Here is a 15,742-nt window from a genome sequence, read left to right as displayed (position 1 = left end):
CCTTCACGGGTCCTGCGCGCGGGGTCACGCCGAGTGAGCGCTTGCTGCCGCACATCGGCTGCTACCGTGACGTGCTCACGCTCAAATCAACGGGGGTTGACACCAGTGAAGCTTCGTCATGTCCGCGCTGTGGCCGTTTGCGTCGGCGTCGTCGTCGCACTGACCGGGGCCCGGCACTCGCACGGCGGCGGCTGCAGCGGCTCGGACTCGCACAGCTCCTCCTCCGGCTCCGGCGGCTACGGGGGCGGCAGCACCCACCACTACGACGACGATGACGACGACTACGGCACCGGGTCCACCTCGGGCGGTACGCGCAGCAGCGACGGGCCGGGCGCCGCCGAGACCCGTGACGTCAAGATCGACCGGTGCGAGAACGACCCGGACCGCGGCCTCGTCGCCCGGGTGAGCGCCACCAACAGCGACGCGCTGCGCACCTACTCGTACACGTTCACCGTCACGTTCAAGGACTCCGGCGGCCGCGAGCTGGACAAGGCGACCTCGGGCATCCTGACGGTCGAGCCCGGCGCCACCGAGTCCGTCGACGTCGTGGCCCGCACGAGCACCACCGGGAGCGGCACCTGTGTCCTCGGCGAGGCCCTGCGCATGGACGACTCGTACTAGCCCCGCCGCTCACCGGGCTGGTCGGCGGCGGGGGCACGGCCGCCGCACCCCCTGACACCCCGACGACCGCGACGGCTCCCCCTCCGCGCCGCCGCGGTCGTCTCCCCGTGGGGTGTGGTCCGGATCAGACGGGCTCGCCCGTGGCGTGGACGTTGTCCGCCGACGCGTCGCCGCTGTCGCCCTTCAGCTTGAGCGGCTCGCTCGTGGCGTGCACGTTCTTCGTGGTGAGCGGCTCGGTGGTGGCGTGGACGTTGTCCGTCGTGTCGATCGGCTCGCCGGTCGCGTGGACGTTGTCGGTGCTGTTCTCGTCGGACATCTCGGTTTCTCCCCTGAAAAGAGACGGAACTCGGTGCTGTGTGCGGCAGGATCCGCCCGGCAGCTCCCCCGCGGGCTGCCGGGCGGGCCCTGCTGGGCCGGTTCACCCTAAGGTCCCGGCCCCCCGCCGTTCCGTCTGCCCCCCGACGCGACGGCCCGGCACCCCTCACAGTGCCGGGCCGCGATAAACGAACGATGAACGCCCGCGCGCGCGGGCGGAGTCGGCGGGATCAGGCCGCCGCCGACGGCGCCAGCAGACCCCGCACCTCCAGGGCCTCCGGCGCGCCGAGCGCCTCGAACAGGGCGAGCGCCTCCCGCCAGCAGACCTGGGCGCGGCCGGGCTGCCCGATGCCGTCGAGGGCGCGGCCGAGCACGGTGAGGACGTTGCCGTGCCGCCACTCGCCGCCGATGCCGCGCAACAGGGTCAGCGCCGTCTCCGCGTCGGCGGCCGCGTGGGCGTACCGCCCCGCGGTGAGATCGACCTCGGCCAGGCGGAACAGCGTCATGCCCTCCCACAGCCGCTGCCGGCTGTCCCGGAACACCCGCAGCGCCCGCCGCAGGCACTCGGTGGCCTCCGTGAGCTGACCGCTCTGGGTGAGGGCGAGCCCCAGCGCGTAGCGTCCGTTGGCGCCCTTGAGGGCGTGCCCCATCGCGTCGTACATCTCGGTGCCCTGGCGGGCCAGGGCCACCGCGCTCGCGGTGCGGCCGGTGGCGAGGTGGATGCGCGAGAGGTTGCACAGCGCGCTCGCCTCGCCCGGACGGTCCCCGAGCGCCCGGAAGTTCTCGATGGTGGCGGTGAAGTGTGCCTCGCCCTCGTCGTGCCGGCTCTGGTACAGCTCGACCACGCCGCTGATGTTGGACGCCCAGCAGCCGGTGAGCGGGTCGTCCGCCTGCCCGGCCAGCTCGGTCGCCCGCCGCGCCTCCTGGAGCGCCACGTCGAAGCGGCTGCCCGAGATGTGGTGCACGAAGGCCAGCGCGGTCAGCGCCCGGCCCTCCGAACGCGCGTCGCCGGCGCGCTGGGCGACGCCCCGCAGCAGGGCGGCGACCGTCTCGTACTCCTTGGAGTTGGCGCCGGACTCCGCCAGGTCCACCGCCGCCCACAGCACGTCCACGGCCCGGCGCAGCGTCGCCGGCCGCGCCGCCTGGCGGACGGCGGCCAGCAGGCACACCGCCTCGGAGTACAGCCAGTCCTGCGCGGCCCGCCGGCTGTCGAACGTCAGCCCCGGATACGCGGTGCGCTCCAGGTGGTCCACCAGCCGGTCGCCGGGCCGCTCGATCAGGTAGACCCCGGAGACCGTCGCCAGATGGAAGTCCAGCAAACGCGACAGAGCCGCCTCCCGCTCCCCCGGAGGGTGCTCGTCGCGTTCCGCGCAGGAGCGGGCGTAGAGGCGGACCAGGTCGTGGAAGCGGTAGCGGCCCGGGGCCGCCGACTCCAGCAGGGACATGTCGACCAGCGGCTCCAGCAGGTCCTCCGCGTCCTCCACCGGAAGGTCCAGCACCGCCGCGGCCGCCGCCAGCGAGATGTCGGGGCCGTCCGCGAGGCCCAGCAGCCGGAACGCGCGGGCCTGCGCGGGCTCCAGCGCCTTGTAGCCCAGCTCGAACGTCGCCTTCACCGCGAGGTCCCCGGCCTGCAGCTCGTCCAGCCGGCGCCGCTCGTCGGCGAGCTTCGCGGCGAGCGAGGACACCGTCCAGGTGCGCCGCGCCGCCAGCCGGGACGCCGCGATCCGGATGGCCAGCGGGAGGAACCCGCACGCGGCGACCACGTCCAGCGCGGCCTCCCGCTCGGCGGCCACCCGCTCCTCGCCGACGATCTTCGTGAAGAGGGCCAGCGCCTCCTCCGGCGACATCACGTCCAGATCCACGAGGTGGGCGCCCGCGAGGTCGACCATGCGCACCCGGGACGTCACGAGCGCCGCGCACCCGTCGGTGCCCGGCAGCAGCGGCCGTACCTGGGCGGCGTCCCGGGCGTTGTCCAGCAGGACCAGGACCCGCCGTCCGTCCAGCACCGAGCGGTACAGCGCCGCCCGCTCCTCCAGCGAGTCGGGGATCGCCGTGTCCGCGGTGCCGAGCGCCCGCAGGAAGGAGCCCAGCACGGTCTCCGGCTCGGCGGCGCGCGGACCGGCGCCCTGGAGGTCGACGTACAGCTGCCCGTCGGGGAACGCGGCCCGCGCCTGGTGCGCCACGTGCACGGCGAGCGTCGTCTTGCCCACGCCGCCGATGCCGGCCAGCGCCGACACCGCCATCACCCGGCCCTCGGCCGAGGACAGCACGTCGCTCAGCTCGGACACGAACGACGCCCGCCCCGTGAAGTCGGGCACCGTGGCCGGGAGCTGGGCCGGACGCACGGGCGCCGCCGCCGGTTCGGCCGCCGGGGACGACGGCTCGGCGAGGGCCGGGTCGGCCCGCAGGATGCGCTGCTGGAGCTCCTTCAGACCGGGCCGCGGGTCCACGCCCAGCTCGTCGGCGAGCAGCCGCCGGGTGTCGGCGTACACGGCCAGGGCCTCCGCCTGCCGGCCGCTGCGGTACAGCGCGAGCATCAGCAGCTCCCGCAGCCGCTCGCGCAGCGGGTGCGCCGCGGTGAGCGCGGTCAGCTCCGACACGGCCTCCGCGTGGCAGCCCTGCTCCAGGTCCATGTCCAGCCGGGACTCCAGGAGTTGCAGCCGCCACTCCTCCAGCCGGACCCGCTGCGCCTCCGCGTACGGGCCGGGCACCCCGGCCAGCGCCTCGCCGTCCCACAGCGTCAGCGCCCGCCCCAGCAGCTCCCGCGCCCGGCACAGGTCCCCGGCGGCCCGGGCCTTCTCGCCGTCGGCGGCCAGCTCCTGCGCCCGCGCCAGGTCCAGCGCGCCCTCGCCGAGCCCCCGGATCGCGTAGCCGCCGGACTCGCTGACCAGGACCCCGGCGTCCAGCGCCTTGCGCAGCCGCGACGCGTACGTGCGGACGGCGGCGAGCGCCTGCGAGGGCGGTTCCTCGCCCCACAGGGCGTCGATCAGCTCCGCCGCGGTCGCCGTGCGGCCCTCGCGCAGCAACAGGGCCGCGAGCAGGGCGCGTTGCTGCGGTGAGCCGGTGGGGACGGGCTCCTCGCCGCGCCAGGCGCGCACCGGGCCGAGCACGCCGAAGCGCAGGGCCGTCACCGGCGCCGCCGCATCCGCCGAGGAGCCGGGACGCCTCTGCTCCGGCACTCGCGGTTCCCCGTCCATCGCCGTCTCCCTCAGACCGTTTGCAACTCCGTCAGTTTGCCTTGTTCCGGCCGATGCGTCAGCTCTGGAACGGGGGTCGGCGGTCCGGCGCGCGGGATGTCACACCACCCTCACGCGCCCTTCGCACGGCGGACCCCCACGCGCGTAGCTGACGGTCCATCAGGTCGGCTCTCCGGTGGCCGGCATGGGCACCGGGGCGACGTTCCCGCCGATCATCGGAGGAGCCGTTCGGAGGTCTCGGGAGAAGTGGGGTCGGCCGGGACGCCGGCTCGTACGCCCCGCACGCCTACAGCGAGGTGCCGTCGATCGTCCGGCCCGGCCGAGGTCGGTCGGTGAGGTCCACCCGGACCGTCAGCAGGTCCGTCCCGAGGGCCCGTACGGCCGTGCTGTTGAAGCGCGGGAGCCGCCGCAGCCGGGCCACCGGATCGTCGTCCGGCAGCAACTGGGCCGTACCGGTGTACCAGCGGCCCTTCACACGCACCCGCACCCGGGGGTCGGCCTTGATGTTGCGCACGTACTGGGACCGCTCCCCGAACTCCGACACCAGCCAGAACACGTCCCCGTCCCGGCGCCCGCCCACCGGCGTCCGCCGGGGCAGGCCGGAGACCCGGCCCGTTGTTTCCAGCAGCGTCTGGAAGGGCAGGCGCCGCAGTACCGGATTCCCCACATGGCGCTGGAACGCGGTGGCGGCGCGGAACCTGGCGTCGTCGAGACGTGACATGACGGCTAGTCTCCTGTCTCCCTCGGGGAAGCCGGGGCGCGACCGGCGAGGTGGGGCCGGACCGTAGCCTTCGGGGCCCCGGCACGCCAGGACGAGAGCGGGTGGCAGCTGATGCGGGTCGTGACGTGGAACCTGTGGTGGCGGTTCGGCCCCTGGCAGGACCGCCGCAAGGCCATCCTCGCCGCACTGCGCGACCTGCGCCCCGACGTCGTCGGACTCCAGGAGGTCTGGGCCGCCGACGGCGAGAACCAGGCCGAGTGGCTGGCCGGCGAACTCGGCCTGCACTGGGCGTGGGCGCCCTTCCCGGCCCCGGAGCGCTGGCGTGCGCGGATCGGCGACCCGTCGGCCGGGATCGGCGTTGCCGTCCTCAGCCGCTGGCCGGTCGTCGCGCGGAAGACCCTGCGCCTGCCCGTACCCGCCGACCTCGACGACGGCCGCCTCGCGCTGTACGCCCGGCTGGGCGCGCCCGGCTACGACATCCCGTTCTTCACCACCCACCTGACCTCCGTCCCGTACGCCTCGGCGGTCCGCGTCGAACAGGTCACCGCCCTGGCCCGGTTCGTCGCCGAGCACCGCGGCGACACGCCCTTCCCGGCCGTCGTCACCGGCGACTTCAACGCCCACCCGGACTCCGACGAGGTCCGCCTCTTCAACGGCCTGCGCACCGCGCCGCCCGTGCCGGGCCAGGTCTTCCTCGACGCCTGGGAGTACGCCGACCCGGCCGCCCCCGCCCTCACCTGGGATCCCGCCAACCCCTACGCGGCGGCCACCCTGGAGCCGGGCGCCCGCATCGACTACATCCACGTCGGTCCCCCGGGCGAGGACGGCCTCGGCCACGTCCGCTCCGTCCACCGCGCCTGCGACACCCCGATCGCCGGCACCTGGCCGTCCGACCACATGGCGGTACTCGCGGAACTGGCCGACTGACGGCCCGGTCCGCCGCCGTGGCGCTTACGCCCGCCCCAGAAAAATCGGGTTCGTGAACGCCGCCAGTGCCCCCGGCAACGGCCCCGCCGCCGTCTCGTGGCGGAGTTCCGCTCGGACGTACGCCGCGTTCGCCGGGGTCGTGTGCCATTCCGCGGTGCCGGTGCCCGAGACCGGGAGGGGGTCCGTCGTGAGGAGGACGCCCTGGTCGGTGACGAAGCGGATCGTGCAGCGCGGGGCGCCCGACGCCTCCAGGCGGACCGTCACCGGGGTGTCCGGGTCCACCTCCAGGCGTTCGCCGATGCCCGCGTGCCGGGCCCTGCCGCCGAAGGCGCCGAACGTCAGGGAGACGTTCTGGGACTCGGCGACGTACGAGCGGCCCGCGCGGATGCCCTCCTGGACGGCCGTGCGGGTCAGGTCGTCGGCGAGGACGACCGTCTGGGGGCTGCCGACCCGGTCGGGGTCGCGGTGGGCGTCGCTGCTGCCCATCGCCGGGATCCACGAGCGCGAGCCCGAGCGCGCGGACGCCACCAGCGTGCTGTCCCAGTCCGCCAGGGCGACCTCGTCGTCCGGGGTGTACGGGCCGTTCCAGACCTCGATCGCGTCGGCCTCGCCGAAGCCGAACTTCCAGTTGCAGCCGACGCAGGTGGCGTGCGGGTGCGCGGGCACGACGAGGCCGCCCGCCTCGCGGATCCGCCGGGCGAACCGCCCGAAGCGGTTGTCCCGCGCCCGGTAGCGCCAGTCGACGAACGTGCCGGGGTCGGTGCCGAGGGCCACCACGTGCCCGTTGCGGGTGGTCACCTCCTCGCCCAGCATGATCAGCAGGTCGTCCCCGGCCGCCTCGGCCCAGTGCGGATGCGAGGCGTGCGTGTTGTGGTCGGAGGAGTTGATGAAGTCCAGGCCCGCCGCCCGCGCCAGCGCCGCGATCTCCGCCGGGGTGCGGCGGCCGTCGGAGTGCCAGGAGTGCAGATGGCAGTCGCCCCGGTACCAGGCGCGCCCCCGCCCCCTGGCCCGCTCCGGCGGGTACACGGGCCGGACGGCCTCGCCGGGCTCACCGAACGTCAGCGTGATCGTCAGCTCGTACGCCAGCCCCTGCGGGGCCACCGTGTACGGCCCGAGCGCGATGTGCCAGGTGCCCGCGCGGACGGGCCCCGGCAGGTAGCCCGGTGTCGCCTCGTCCGTCCGGATGAAGAACTCGGTGCGCGCCCCGCCCGACCAGCCGCGGAAGCCGCGCCCGCCGAGCTCGGTGCCGCGCTCGTCGAAGATGCCGATGTCGAGCGCGTTGCCCGCGGTGCCGGCCGGGACGGACGGCTTGTCGTAGGTGTAGGAGACCTTGATCTCCCGTACGCCGGGCGGGACTTCGACCGGTACGTACACATAGTCGGGGGCCCCGGGCGGCAGGGTGCCCCGCACGGTGCGGGTCCGCGTGCCCCGGGGGTTCTCGGCGCCTGACGCGAAGGTCACGCTTCCCAACGTAAGCGCGGCGGCGGCGCCCGTCACGAACAGCGCGCGCCGGGCCGGGCCCGCGTGGTCGTCCTCGCACATGCTGCTGCTCCCGGTTCGTCGTGAGTGCCATGGCGGGGTGGTGCGGGGGTGGTGCCTGCGGTCCTTGCGATTCTTGTATTCAGCCGTGAACTTCCCTCGAGGGGAAGGCGATCGGCGGACAAACACGGAGCGGCCGGCCGTCCCGGATGTGCCGACCGGTCGGTATGGACATCGTGGCGTGCCGGGGGTACAGATGCAGGCATGCGCATCTCCGCCACGATCTTCCTCACCGACGAGACGATCACCCCGACCCGGCTGGCCCGTGAGCTGGAGCAGCGGGGATTCGCCGGGCTGTATCTGCCCGAGCACACCCACATCCCCGTCGAGCGGACCACGCCGTACCCGGCCGGCGGCGACCTGCCGCCCGAGTACGGCCGGACCCTCGACCCCTTCGTCGCCCTCGGGCAGGCCGCCGCCGTCACCGAGCGCCTCGGCCTGGGCACCGGCATCACGCTGGTCGCCCAGCACGACCCCATCGACCTGGCCAAGCGGATCGCCACCCTGGACCACCTGTCGGGCGGGCGCTTCACCCTCGGCGTCGGCTTCGGCTGGAACGTGGAGGAGGCCGCCGACCACGGCGTCGACTGGTCCTCGCGCCGCGACCTCGTCCGCGACCGGATGGCCCTGATGCGGGCGCTGTGGGCCGACGAACCCACGGCCTACGACGGCGAGTTCGGGTCCGTCCGGGCCAGCTTCGCCCACCCCAAGCCGGTGCGGAAGCCGCGCGGCCCGAAGCTCAACGGGCCCCGCACCCTCGTCGGCGGCGCCGCGGGGCCGAAACTGTTCGCCGACATCGCCGAGTACGCCGACGGCTGGCTGCCGATCGGCGGACGCGGACTGTCCGGGAGCCTGCCCCGGCTGCGAACCGTCTGGGCCGACGCCGGACGCGACCCGGCCACCCTCCAGGTGGTGCCGTACGCCGTCTTCCCCACCCCCGGCAAACTCGCCCACTACGCCGAACTGGGCATCGAGGAGGTCGTCGTCCAACTGCCCCCGGCCGGCGACGCCGAGGTGCTGCGCGCCCTGGACGGATACGCGCCCTTCGTCGCCTGAGCGCCGCCGCTGATCAGGCCGCTCGTATGCTCGAAGGATGACGACTCCCGCGACCCCCGGAACCGGCCCGACCGAGAACTCCATGCGTCGCGCCCTCAAACGCGCCCGGGACGGCGTCGCCCTCGACGTGTCCGAGGCGGCCGTGCTGCTCCAGGCCCGCGGCGAGGCGCTCGACGACCTCGCCGCGTCCGCCGCCCGGGTCCGGGACGCGGGTCTCGCGGCCGCCGGCCGGCCCGGGGTCATCACCTACTCCAAGAGCGTCTTCATCCCCCTCACCCGGCTGTGCCGGGACAAGTGCCACTACTGCACCTTCGTCACCGTCCCCGGCAAGCTGCGCCGCGCCGGGCACGGGATGTTCATGTCCCCGGACGAGGTGCTGGACATCGCCCGCAAGGGCGCGGCCCTCGGCTGCAAGGAAGCCCTCATCACCCTCGGCGACAAGCCGGAGGACCGCTGGCCCGAGGCCCGCGAGTGGCTCGACGCGCACGGCTACGACGACACGATCGCCTACGTCCGCGCCATCTCCATCCGCATCCTGGAGGAGACCGGCCTGCTGCCCCACCTCAATCCGGGCGTCATGACCTGGACCGACTTCCAGCGCCTCAAGCCCGTCGCGCCCTCCATGGGCATGATGCTGGAGACGACCGCGACCCGCCTGTGGTCCGAGCCCGGCGGCCCGCACCACGGCTCCCCGGACAAGGAACCCGCCGTCCGCCTGCGCGTCCTGGAGGACGCGGGCCGCTCCTCGGTGCCGTTCACCTCCGGCATTCTGATCGGCATCGGCGAGACCTACGAGGAGCGCGCCGAGTCCCTGTTCGCCCTCCGCCGGATCTCCCGCGCCTACCACGGCGTCCAGGAGCTGATCATCCAGAACTTCCGCGCCAAGCCGGACACCGCGATGCGCGGCATGCCGGACGCGGAGCTGGACGACCTCGTCGCCGCGGTCGCGGTGGCCCGCCTCATCATGGGCCCGGCCGGCAACATCCAGGCCCCGCCCAACCTCGTCGACCACGAGTACGGCCGGCTGATCGCGGCCGGCATCGACGACTGGGGCGGCGTCTCCCCGCTCACCATCGACCACGTCAACCCCGAGCGCCCCTGGCCGCGCATCGAGGAGCTGGCCCGGCACTCCGCCGACGCCGGGTTCGAGCTGCGCGAACGGCTCTGCGTGTACCCGGAGTTCGTGACGCGCGGCGAGCCCTGGCTGGACCCCCGGCTGCTGCCGCACGTCCGCGCCCTCGCCGACCCGGAGACCGGCCTCGCCCGGCCGGACGCCGTGGTCGAGGGGCACCCGTGGCAGGAGCCCGAGGAGGCGTTCGTCTCCTCCGGGCGCACCGACCTGCACACGGCCATCGACACCGAGGGCCGTACGTCCGACCGGCGTGACGACTTCGACGAGGTGTACGGCGACTGGGGTGCCCTGCGCGAGGCCGCCGCGCCCGGCATGGCCCCGGAGCGCATCGACACGGACGTCCGCCAGGCGCTGCAGGTCGCCGCCGACGATCCGACCCGGCTGACCGACGACGAGGCGCTGGCCCTGCTGCACGCGGACGGGCCCGCCCTGGACGCCCTGTGCCGCGTCGCCGACGACGTCCGGAAAACGGCGGTCGGCGACGACGTGACGTACATCGTCACGCGGAACATCAACTTCACGAACGTCTGCTACACCGGCTGCCGCTTCTGCGCGTTCGCCCAGCGCCGCACCGACGCCGACGCCTACACGCTCTCCCTGGACCAGGTCGCCGACCGCGCCCAGCAGGCGTGGGACGTCGGCGCGGTGGAGGTCTGCATGCAGGGCGGCATCCACCCGGACCTGCCCGGCACGGCGTACTTCGACATCGCGCGGGCCGTGAAGGAACGCGTCCCCGGCATGCACGTCCACGCCTTCTCACCGATGGAGGTCGTCAACGGCGCCACCCGCACCGGCCTGTCCATCCGCGAGTGGCTGACCGCCGCCAAGGAGGCCGGCCTGGACTCGATCCCCGGCACCGCGGCGGAGATCCTGGACGACGAGGTCCGCTGGGTCCTCACCAAGGGCAAGCTGCCGGCCGCGACCTGGATCGAGGTCGTCACCACCGCCCACGAGCTGGGCATCCGCTCGTCCTCGACGATGATGTACGGGCACGTCGACCAGCCCCGGCACTGGCTCGGGCATCTGCGCACCCTGGCCGGCATCCAGCAGCGCACGGGCGGCTTCACGGAGTTCGTCACGCTGCCGTTCATCCACACCAACGCGCCGGTCTACCTCGCGGGCATCGCCCGCCCCGGCCCGACGATCCGCGACAACCGCGCGGTCACGGCCATGGCCCGGCTTCTCCTGCACCCCCATATCCCCAACATCCAGACGAGCTGGGTCAAACTGGGCACCGAGGGCGCGGCGGAGATGCTGCGTTCCGGCGCCAACGACCTGGGCGGCACGCTGATGGAGGAGACGATCTCGCGGATGGCGGGTTCGTCGTACGGCTCCTACAAGTCCGTACGGGACCTGGTGGCCGTCGCGGAGGCGGCCGGGCGCCCGGCGAAGCCGCGTACCACCCTGTACGGCGAGGTGCCCGAGGAGCGGCAGCGGGCGGCGGCGGCGTCGGACGGGCATCTGCCCGACCTGCTGCCCGTCCTGGACTGAGGGGGAGCCCGCGGGGGTCGGTACGATGATCCGACCCTCGCTGGTGGACTCGCCGGCGTTCCGTAGCCGTCGGCGCGTTCCGTGGCCGCCGAGGGCCGTCCATAGCTTTCCGTAGCCGAGGAGATGCGTGCCCGTGCCTGCTACCAAGGTTTGGGTGACCGGTCTGACGGTGGGCGCGATAGCCGCCGTCGCCGCCCTCGCCGTGCAGGCCGACAAGGGCCCCCACCCGACGGCGGACAAGGCCCGCCCGAGCGCGTCGGCGTCCCCGCAGGCGAGCCCCGCGCCGTCGAAGCCGGCCCGGGCCGCCGAGGTGCCCGACGGCTCCGGCACCGGCCGCCGCATCGTCTACGACCTCGGCGACAAGCGGGTCTGGCTGGTCGACGCGAGCGACGCCGCCCGGCGGACCTTCACCGTCTGGCCCGGCACGGTCAGCCCGGACCCCGGCCGCTACGCGGTGTCGTCCCGGACCATGGCCACGAAGGGCTCCGACGGCGTGCAGATCGAGAACATCGTGTACTTCGCCTCGAAGTCCGGCATCTCCATCGCCTTCTCCAACGCCGTGGACGGCTCCTCGCCCCCGCCCGCCGCCGGCAAGAAGACCGGCGGGGTCCGGATGCGCGCGGCGGACGGGGCGGCGCTGTGGACGTTCGGCGAGACGGGGACGCCGGTGGTCGTCGTCGACTGACCCCGGCGCCCGACGGGGGTCAGGCGCCGGGGGACCTCACCTGCCCGGCCGGCAGGTGGTTCACGATCAGCACGACACCGCTCAGCAGGAACACCCGGGTCGCCGCGTCGAGCCCGTTCCAGTCCGAGGACTGCCACATCGCGAACCACTCACCGCCGATCGCGATGAACCCGGCGCCGAACAGCAGCATCAGCATCAGCAGCCCGTACGTGGAGAAGCGGCGGGCCCGCACGTCGTCGTGGCGCGCCCAGAGCCAGGTGCCGTATATGAGCACGAGCGCGGCGACGGTCTCCCAGACGATGATCGCGACGTACGCCGCGTCCTGAAGTCCCTTGCCGGTGACGGCCCGCCACATCAGATCGTCGTCCTTGAAGGTGGTGTCCATCGCGAGGACGTGCCGCACGAACTGCTGGTTCGTACCGAAGTCCGTGATGTTCCCGAAGGCGACGAGCGCGATGTAGAGGGCCACGGTCCCGGTCAGGAGGGTGGCCGCGAGGTGCAGGGGGGTGCGTGGGGGTGTGGTCGACATGGAGGCCATCTTCCCCGCGTCGCGCGGGTGTTCGGGCGTCATTGCGCCACAATGGGCGGACGGACTTCGAGGGCGGGCGGACGAGGGGGACGTACGGTGGCGCAGGCGCAGCCGTCGATGCAGGAGCTGATCCGGCAGCGCAGCCGCGCCGGCTTCGTGGGCCGGGGAGCCGAACGCGCCGCGTTCCGGGAGAACCTGGAGCTGCCGCCGCAGGACGAGCGGCACCGCTTCCTGTTCCATGTGCACGGCCAGGCCGGCGTCGGCAAGTCCTTCCTGCTGCGGGAGCTGGAGCAACTGGCGCGCGAAAAGGGCGCCTTGACCGCGTCCGTGGACGAGTCCGTCGGCAGCGTCCCGGAGGTGATGGCCGCGATCAGTCACCGGTTCGCCGCCCAGGGACACCGGTTCAAGGACCTCGACCGGGCGCTCGCCACCCACCGGGAGCGACGGCACGAGGCGGAGGCGGCGGCCGCCGCCCTGGGCACCGAACCGGAAGGGCCGTCGGCCGCCGGCACCGCCGTGATGCGGGCCGGACTCGTCGGCCTCGGCATGGTCCCCGGCATCGGCCCGTTCGCGGGAGCCCTCGACGCCGCCCAGCTCGCCCAGAGCGCCGACCGGCTGCGGGCCGGGCTCAGCGCCCGGTTCCGCAGCCAGGACGACGTGCAGCTGGTGCTCTCCCCGGAGCGGGTGCTCACGCCCGTGCTGCTGACCGAGCTGTCCGGCGCCGCGGAACACGCCCCGTGGATCGTCCTGTTCCTCGACACGTACGAACGCACCGGCCCCTTCCTCGACGGCTGGCTGCACGACGTCATGACCAGCGACCGGTACGGCGCGCTGCCAGCCACCGTCGTCGTGGTCACCGCGGGCCAGCACCCCTTCGACACCGCCCGCTGGGGCGGCTTCACCGACTTCATGGCCGACATTCCACTCGGCCCGTTCACCGAGACCGAGGCGCGCGGACTGCTGGCCGACCGGGGCGTCGTCGCCGAGCCGGTCGTCGAGGAGGTCCTGCGGCTCACCGGCGGCCTGCCCGTCCTCGTCTCGACGCTCGCCGAACAGCGCCCCGCCCGCCCGGACGACATCGGCGACCCGAGCGCCACCGCCGTCGAACGCTTCCTGAAGTGGGAGCAGGACCCCGTACGCCGGGCCGTGGCGCTCGCCTGCGCGCTGCCCCGGCGGGTGGACATGGACGTGTTCCGGGCCGCCGTGGACTGCCCGGACGACGACGTCGAGGCGCTCTTCGCCTGGTTGCGCGGCCTGGCCTTCGTGGACGAGCGGGGCGACCGGCTGCGCTACCACGACCTGGTGCGCGAGCCGATGCTCCGCCTCCAGCGGCGGCGCTCCCCGCGCGGCTGGACCGAACGGCACGACCGGTTCGCCGCCGTCTACGGCCGCTGGCGGGAGGAGGCGGGCCAGGGCCTCGGCCCCTTCCAGGAGTGGCTGGAGGAGGAGTGGCGCGAGCTGCGGCTGGAGGAGACCTACCACGCGCTGTGCGCCCGTCCCCGCACCGCGCTGAACGAGGCGCTGTGGGACGTGGTCCTGGTCTGCGGCGCCGACGAGGCGGCGGGCCGGCGCTGGGCGCAGATGCTGGTGGAGGCGGGCGCGGCCACCGGCGACCCGGCCCTCGGCGACTGGGGCGCGGCGCTGGGCGAGGCGCTCGCGGACGACGCGACCGCCATGACCGCGGTGGCGAACCTGGTCCTGTCCCGTCCGGGGCCCGACCGGCGCACCCGGGCGGCCGCCTACGCCTTCCGGGCGCGGGAGCTGCGCCGCGAGGGCCGGTACGAGCTCGCCCTCGCGGACGCCGACCGGGCGGTCGAGCTGGACCCCGGACTGTCGTCGGCGCACTACGGCCGTGGACTCGCCCTGCGCTCGCTCGGCGACTTCCCGGCCGCGCTCGCCGCCTTCGACACCGCCGACCGGCTCGCCCCGGACGACGAGTTCGTCATCTCCGAGCGCGCCGAGACCTACCGCCTCGCGGGCCGCTACGAGGAGGCGTTCGCCGACTACGACCGGGCCGTCGCCCTCGACCCGGCGGACCCCGAGTACCTCGCCGGCCGGGCGGTGTCCCGTCAGGAGCTGGGCCGGTACGACGAGGCGCTGGCCGACCTCGACCAGGCGGTGGCCCTCGACGAGGACTACCTGTGGCCACTGGTGCGCCGGGCCCGGCTGCGCCGCGTCCGCTCCGAGTGGGACGAGGCGTTCGCGGACTTCGACCGTGCCGTGGAGAAGGCGCCCGACAACCCCTGGGTCGCCTCCGAGCGTGGCGACGCCTACCGGCTCGCGGGCCGCTTCGAGGACGCCGTCGCCGAACTCGGCCGGGCCGTCGCCCTCAAGCCGGACTACGCCTCGGCGCTCGCCGGCCGGGGCCTCGCCCAGTACGAACTGGGCCGCGACGAGGAGGCGCTGGCCGATCTGTCCCGGGCCGTCGACCTGGTCCCCGACTACGCGTGGGCGCTGGTCACCCGCGCCCATGTCAAGGCGCGCACGGGCGACCAGGAGGGCAGGTTCGACGATCTGCGGCGGGCCGCAGCCGCGGACACCTCGGACGGCTGGGCCGCCGCCGAGCTGGGGGAGGCGTACCGGCAGGAGGGCCGCTACGAGGAGGCGCGCGCCGCCCTGGAGCAGGCCGTGGCCCAGGACCCGGAGTACGACTACGCCCACGCCACCCTCGGGGCCGTCCACCGCGCGCTCAAGGACCACGAGGAGGCGTACCGCTGCTTCGGGCGCGCCCTCGAAACAGGCGGTGACGTCGGCCGGGTCCGCGCCCAGCGGGCCCGTGCGGCGATGGACCTCGGGTGGTGCGAGGAGGCCCTGACCGACCTGGACCGGTGCGTGGCCCTGGACTGGGAGCCCGTCTGGGCCCGCTGGATGGCCATCGACCTGCTGATGCTGTGCGGACGCTGGGACGAGGCGGGGGTTCGGCTGCGCGCGGCCGAGGCGGCCGGGCTGTCCGACGGCGACCTGGACGGCCTGCGGGCCGAGTGGCACGCCCACCGCGAGGAGTGGGAGCAGGCCCGGCGTTGCGCGGAACGGCTGCGGGAGCCGGAGCCCCTTGAATGCGTGTTCGAGACGGCCGTGGTCACCGGCCTGGCGGAGGGCCTGGCCGCCGCCCAGCCCCGGTGGCGGGAGCTGGCGGGGATGCTGGAGGCGGAGACCGGAATGGAGGACATCCAGCGCTCCCAGGGCCACTGCTTCCTCGGCTGCGCCCTCGGGGACTGGACCCTCGCCGACCGGGGACTGGCGGCCTTCCTGGCCCTGGAACCCGGCTGGGCGGACACGGCGAACCTGGCCTCCATCCTCGGCGCTCTCCTGAGGAGCCCCGGCGCCGACGCGGCGCGGCTCACCCCGCGCCTGGAGCGGGTCACGGCGGTGGCGGAGGCGATCCTGGCACGTCACCGGCGCTGACCGGCGAACGGCGCGAAGGGGGCCGTTCCGGACCACTCCCGTCACACACCCCATACCGATCCGCCCCCTGAACCCACGGTCCCCGGTCGATTACAGTGGCGAACTGTCGTACGAGCGGATGGCC

At 74.3% G+C, this 15,742-nt stretch carries 11 protein-coding genes; 6 read left to right on the top strand and 5 right to left on the bottom strand.

Annotated elements, in window-relative coordinates; translation table 11 throughout:
• Positions 1-129 precede the first annotated feature (129 nt).
• A complete protein-coding gene (locus tag ACFV46_RS05565; protein WP_385497091.1) occupies positions 130-621 on the top strand; it encodes a hypothetical protein in 492 nt (163 codons plus the stop codon).
• Positions 622-745: 124 nt separating this feature from the next.
• On the opposite strand, the gene ACFV46_RS05560 is transcribed toward ACFV46_RS05565, so the two are convergent.
• The 3 genes from ACFV46_RS05560 to ACFV46_RS05550 all read right to left on the bottom strand — a co-directional run bounded on the left by ACFV46_RS05560 (position 746) and on the right by ACFV46_RS05550 (position 4,854).
• Positions 746-937: a hypothetical protein gene (locus tag ACFV46_RS05560; protein WP_385497090.1), complete on the bottom strand. Its 192-nt coding sequence runs from the start codon at positions 935-937 to the stop codon at positions 746-748.
• Positions 938-1,166: 229 nt separating this feature from the next.
• The gene (locus ACFV46_RS05555) at positions 1,167-4,133 is read right to left on the bottom strand and encodes a BTAD domain-containing putative transcriptional regulator (RefSeq protein WP_385497088.1); all 2,967 of its coding nucleotides are present in this window, start codon (positions 4,131-4,133) and stop codon (positions 1,167-1,169) included.
• 286 nt (positions 4,134-4,419) lie between these two features.
• Complete coding sequence (locus ACFV46_RS05550; protein WP_361923019.1) at positions 4,420-4,854, bottom strand: nitroreductase/quinone reductase family protein; 435 nt, start codon at positions 4,852-4,854, stop codon at positions 4,420-4,422.
• 111 nt (positions 4,855-4,965) lie between these two features.
• Between ACFV46_RS05550 and ACFV46_RS05545 the strand changes: the two genes are divergently transcribed.
• Positions 4,966-5,781 carry an endonuclease/exonuclease/phosphatase family protein gene (locus tag ACFV46_RS05545; protein WP_385497087.1) on the top strand — a complete coding sequence of 272 codons (816 nt, stop codon included), beginning with the start codon at positions 4,966-4,968 and terminating at the stop codon, positions 5,779-5,781.
• Between the two features lie 24 nt (positions 5,782-5,805).
• Here ACFV46_RS05545 and ACFV46_RS05540 read toward each other — a convergent pair whose 3' ends face one another.
• Positions 5,806-7,323 (bottom strand): CehA/McbA family metallohydrolase, encoded by a 1,518-nt coding sequence (locus ACFV46_RS05540; RefSeq protein WP_376727156.1) that lies wholly within the window; start codon positions 7,321-7,323, stop codon positions 5,806-5,808.
• A gap of 201 nt (positions 7,324-7,524) precedes the next feature.
• On the opposite strand from ACFV46_RS05540, the gene ACFV46_RS05535 reads away from it, so the two are divergent.
• The 3 genes from ACFV46_RS05535 to ACFV46_RS05525 all read left to right on the top strand — a co-directional run bounded on the left by ACFV46_RS05535 (position 7,525) and on the right by ACFV46_RS05525 (position 11,684).
• Entirely contained in the window at positions 7,525-8,376 is an 852-nt protein-coding gene (locus ACFV46_RS05535) for an LLM class F420-dependent oxidoreductase (protein WP_361923027.1), read from the top strand.
• Between the two features lie 37 nt (positions 8,377-8,413).
• Positions 8,414-10,999 carry a bifunctional FO biosynthesis protein CofGH gene (locus tag ACFV46_RS05530; protein WP_385497086.1) on the top strand — a complete coding sequence of 862 codons (2,586 nt, stop codon included), beginning with the start codon at positions 8,414-8,416 and terminating at the stop codon, positions 10,997-10,999.
• Between the two features lie 133 nt (positions 11,000-11,132).
• A complete protein-coding gene (locus ACFV46_RS05525) occupies positions 11,133-11,684 on the top strand; it encodes a hypothetical protein (RefSeq protein WP_361923033.1) in 552 nt (183 codons plus the stop codon).
• A 19-nt stretch (positions 11,685-11,703) separates the two neighbouring features.
• Here the strand turns inward: ACFV46_RS05525 and ACFV46_RS05520 are convergent, their stop codons facing one another.
• The gene (locus tag ACFV46_RS05520; RefSeq protein WP_361923036.1) at positions 11,704-12,213 is read right to left on the bottom strand and encodes a DUF2165 domain-containing protein; all 510 of its coding nucleotides are present in this window, start codon (positions 12,211-12,213) and stop codon (positions 11,704-11,706) included.
• A 96-nt stretch (positions 12,214-12,309) separates the two neighbouring features.
• Between ACFV46_RS05520 and ACFV46_RS05515 the strand changes: the two genes are divergently transcribed.
• Positions 12,310-15,618 carry a tetratricopeptide repeat protein gene (locus tag ACFV46_RS05515; RefSeq protein WP_385497085.1) on the top strand — a complete coding sequence of 1,103 codons (3,309 nt, stop codon included), beginning with the start codon at positions 12,310-12,312 and terminating at the stop codon, positions 15,616-15,618.
• The last annotated feature ends 124 nt before the right edge of the window (positions 15,619-15,742 follow it).

Source organism: Streptomyces sp. NPDC059852 (assembly GCF_042731455.1).
Lineage (GTDB): Bacteria > Actinomycetota > Actinomycetes > Streptomycetales > Streptomycetaceae > Streptomyces.
This window is presented reverse-complemented; position numbering and strand designations above follow the sequence as displayed.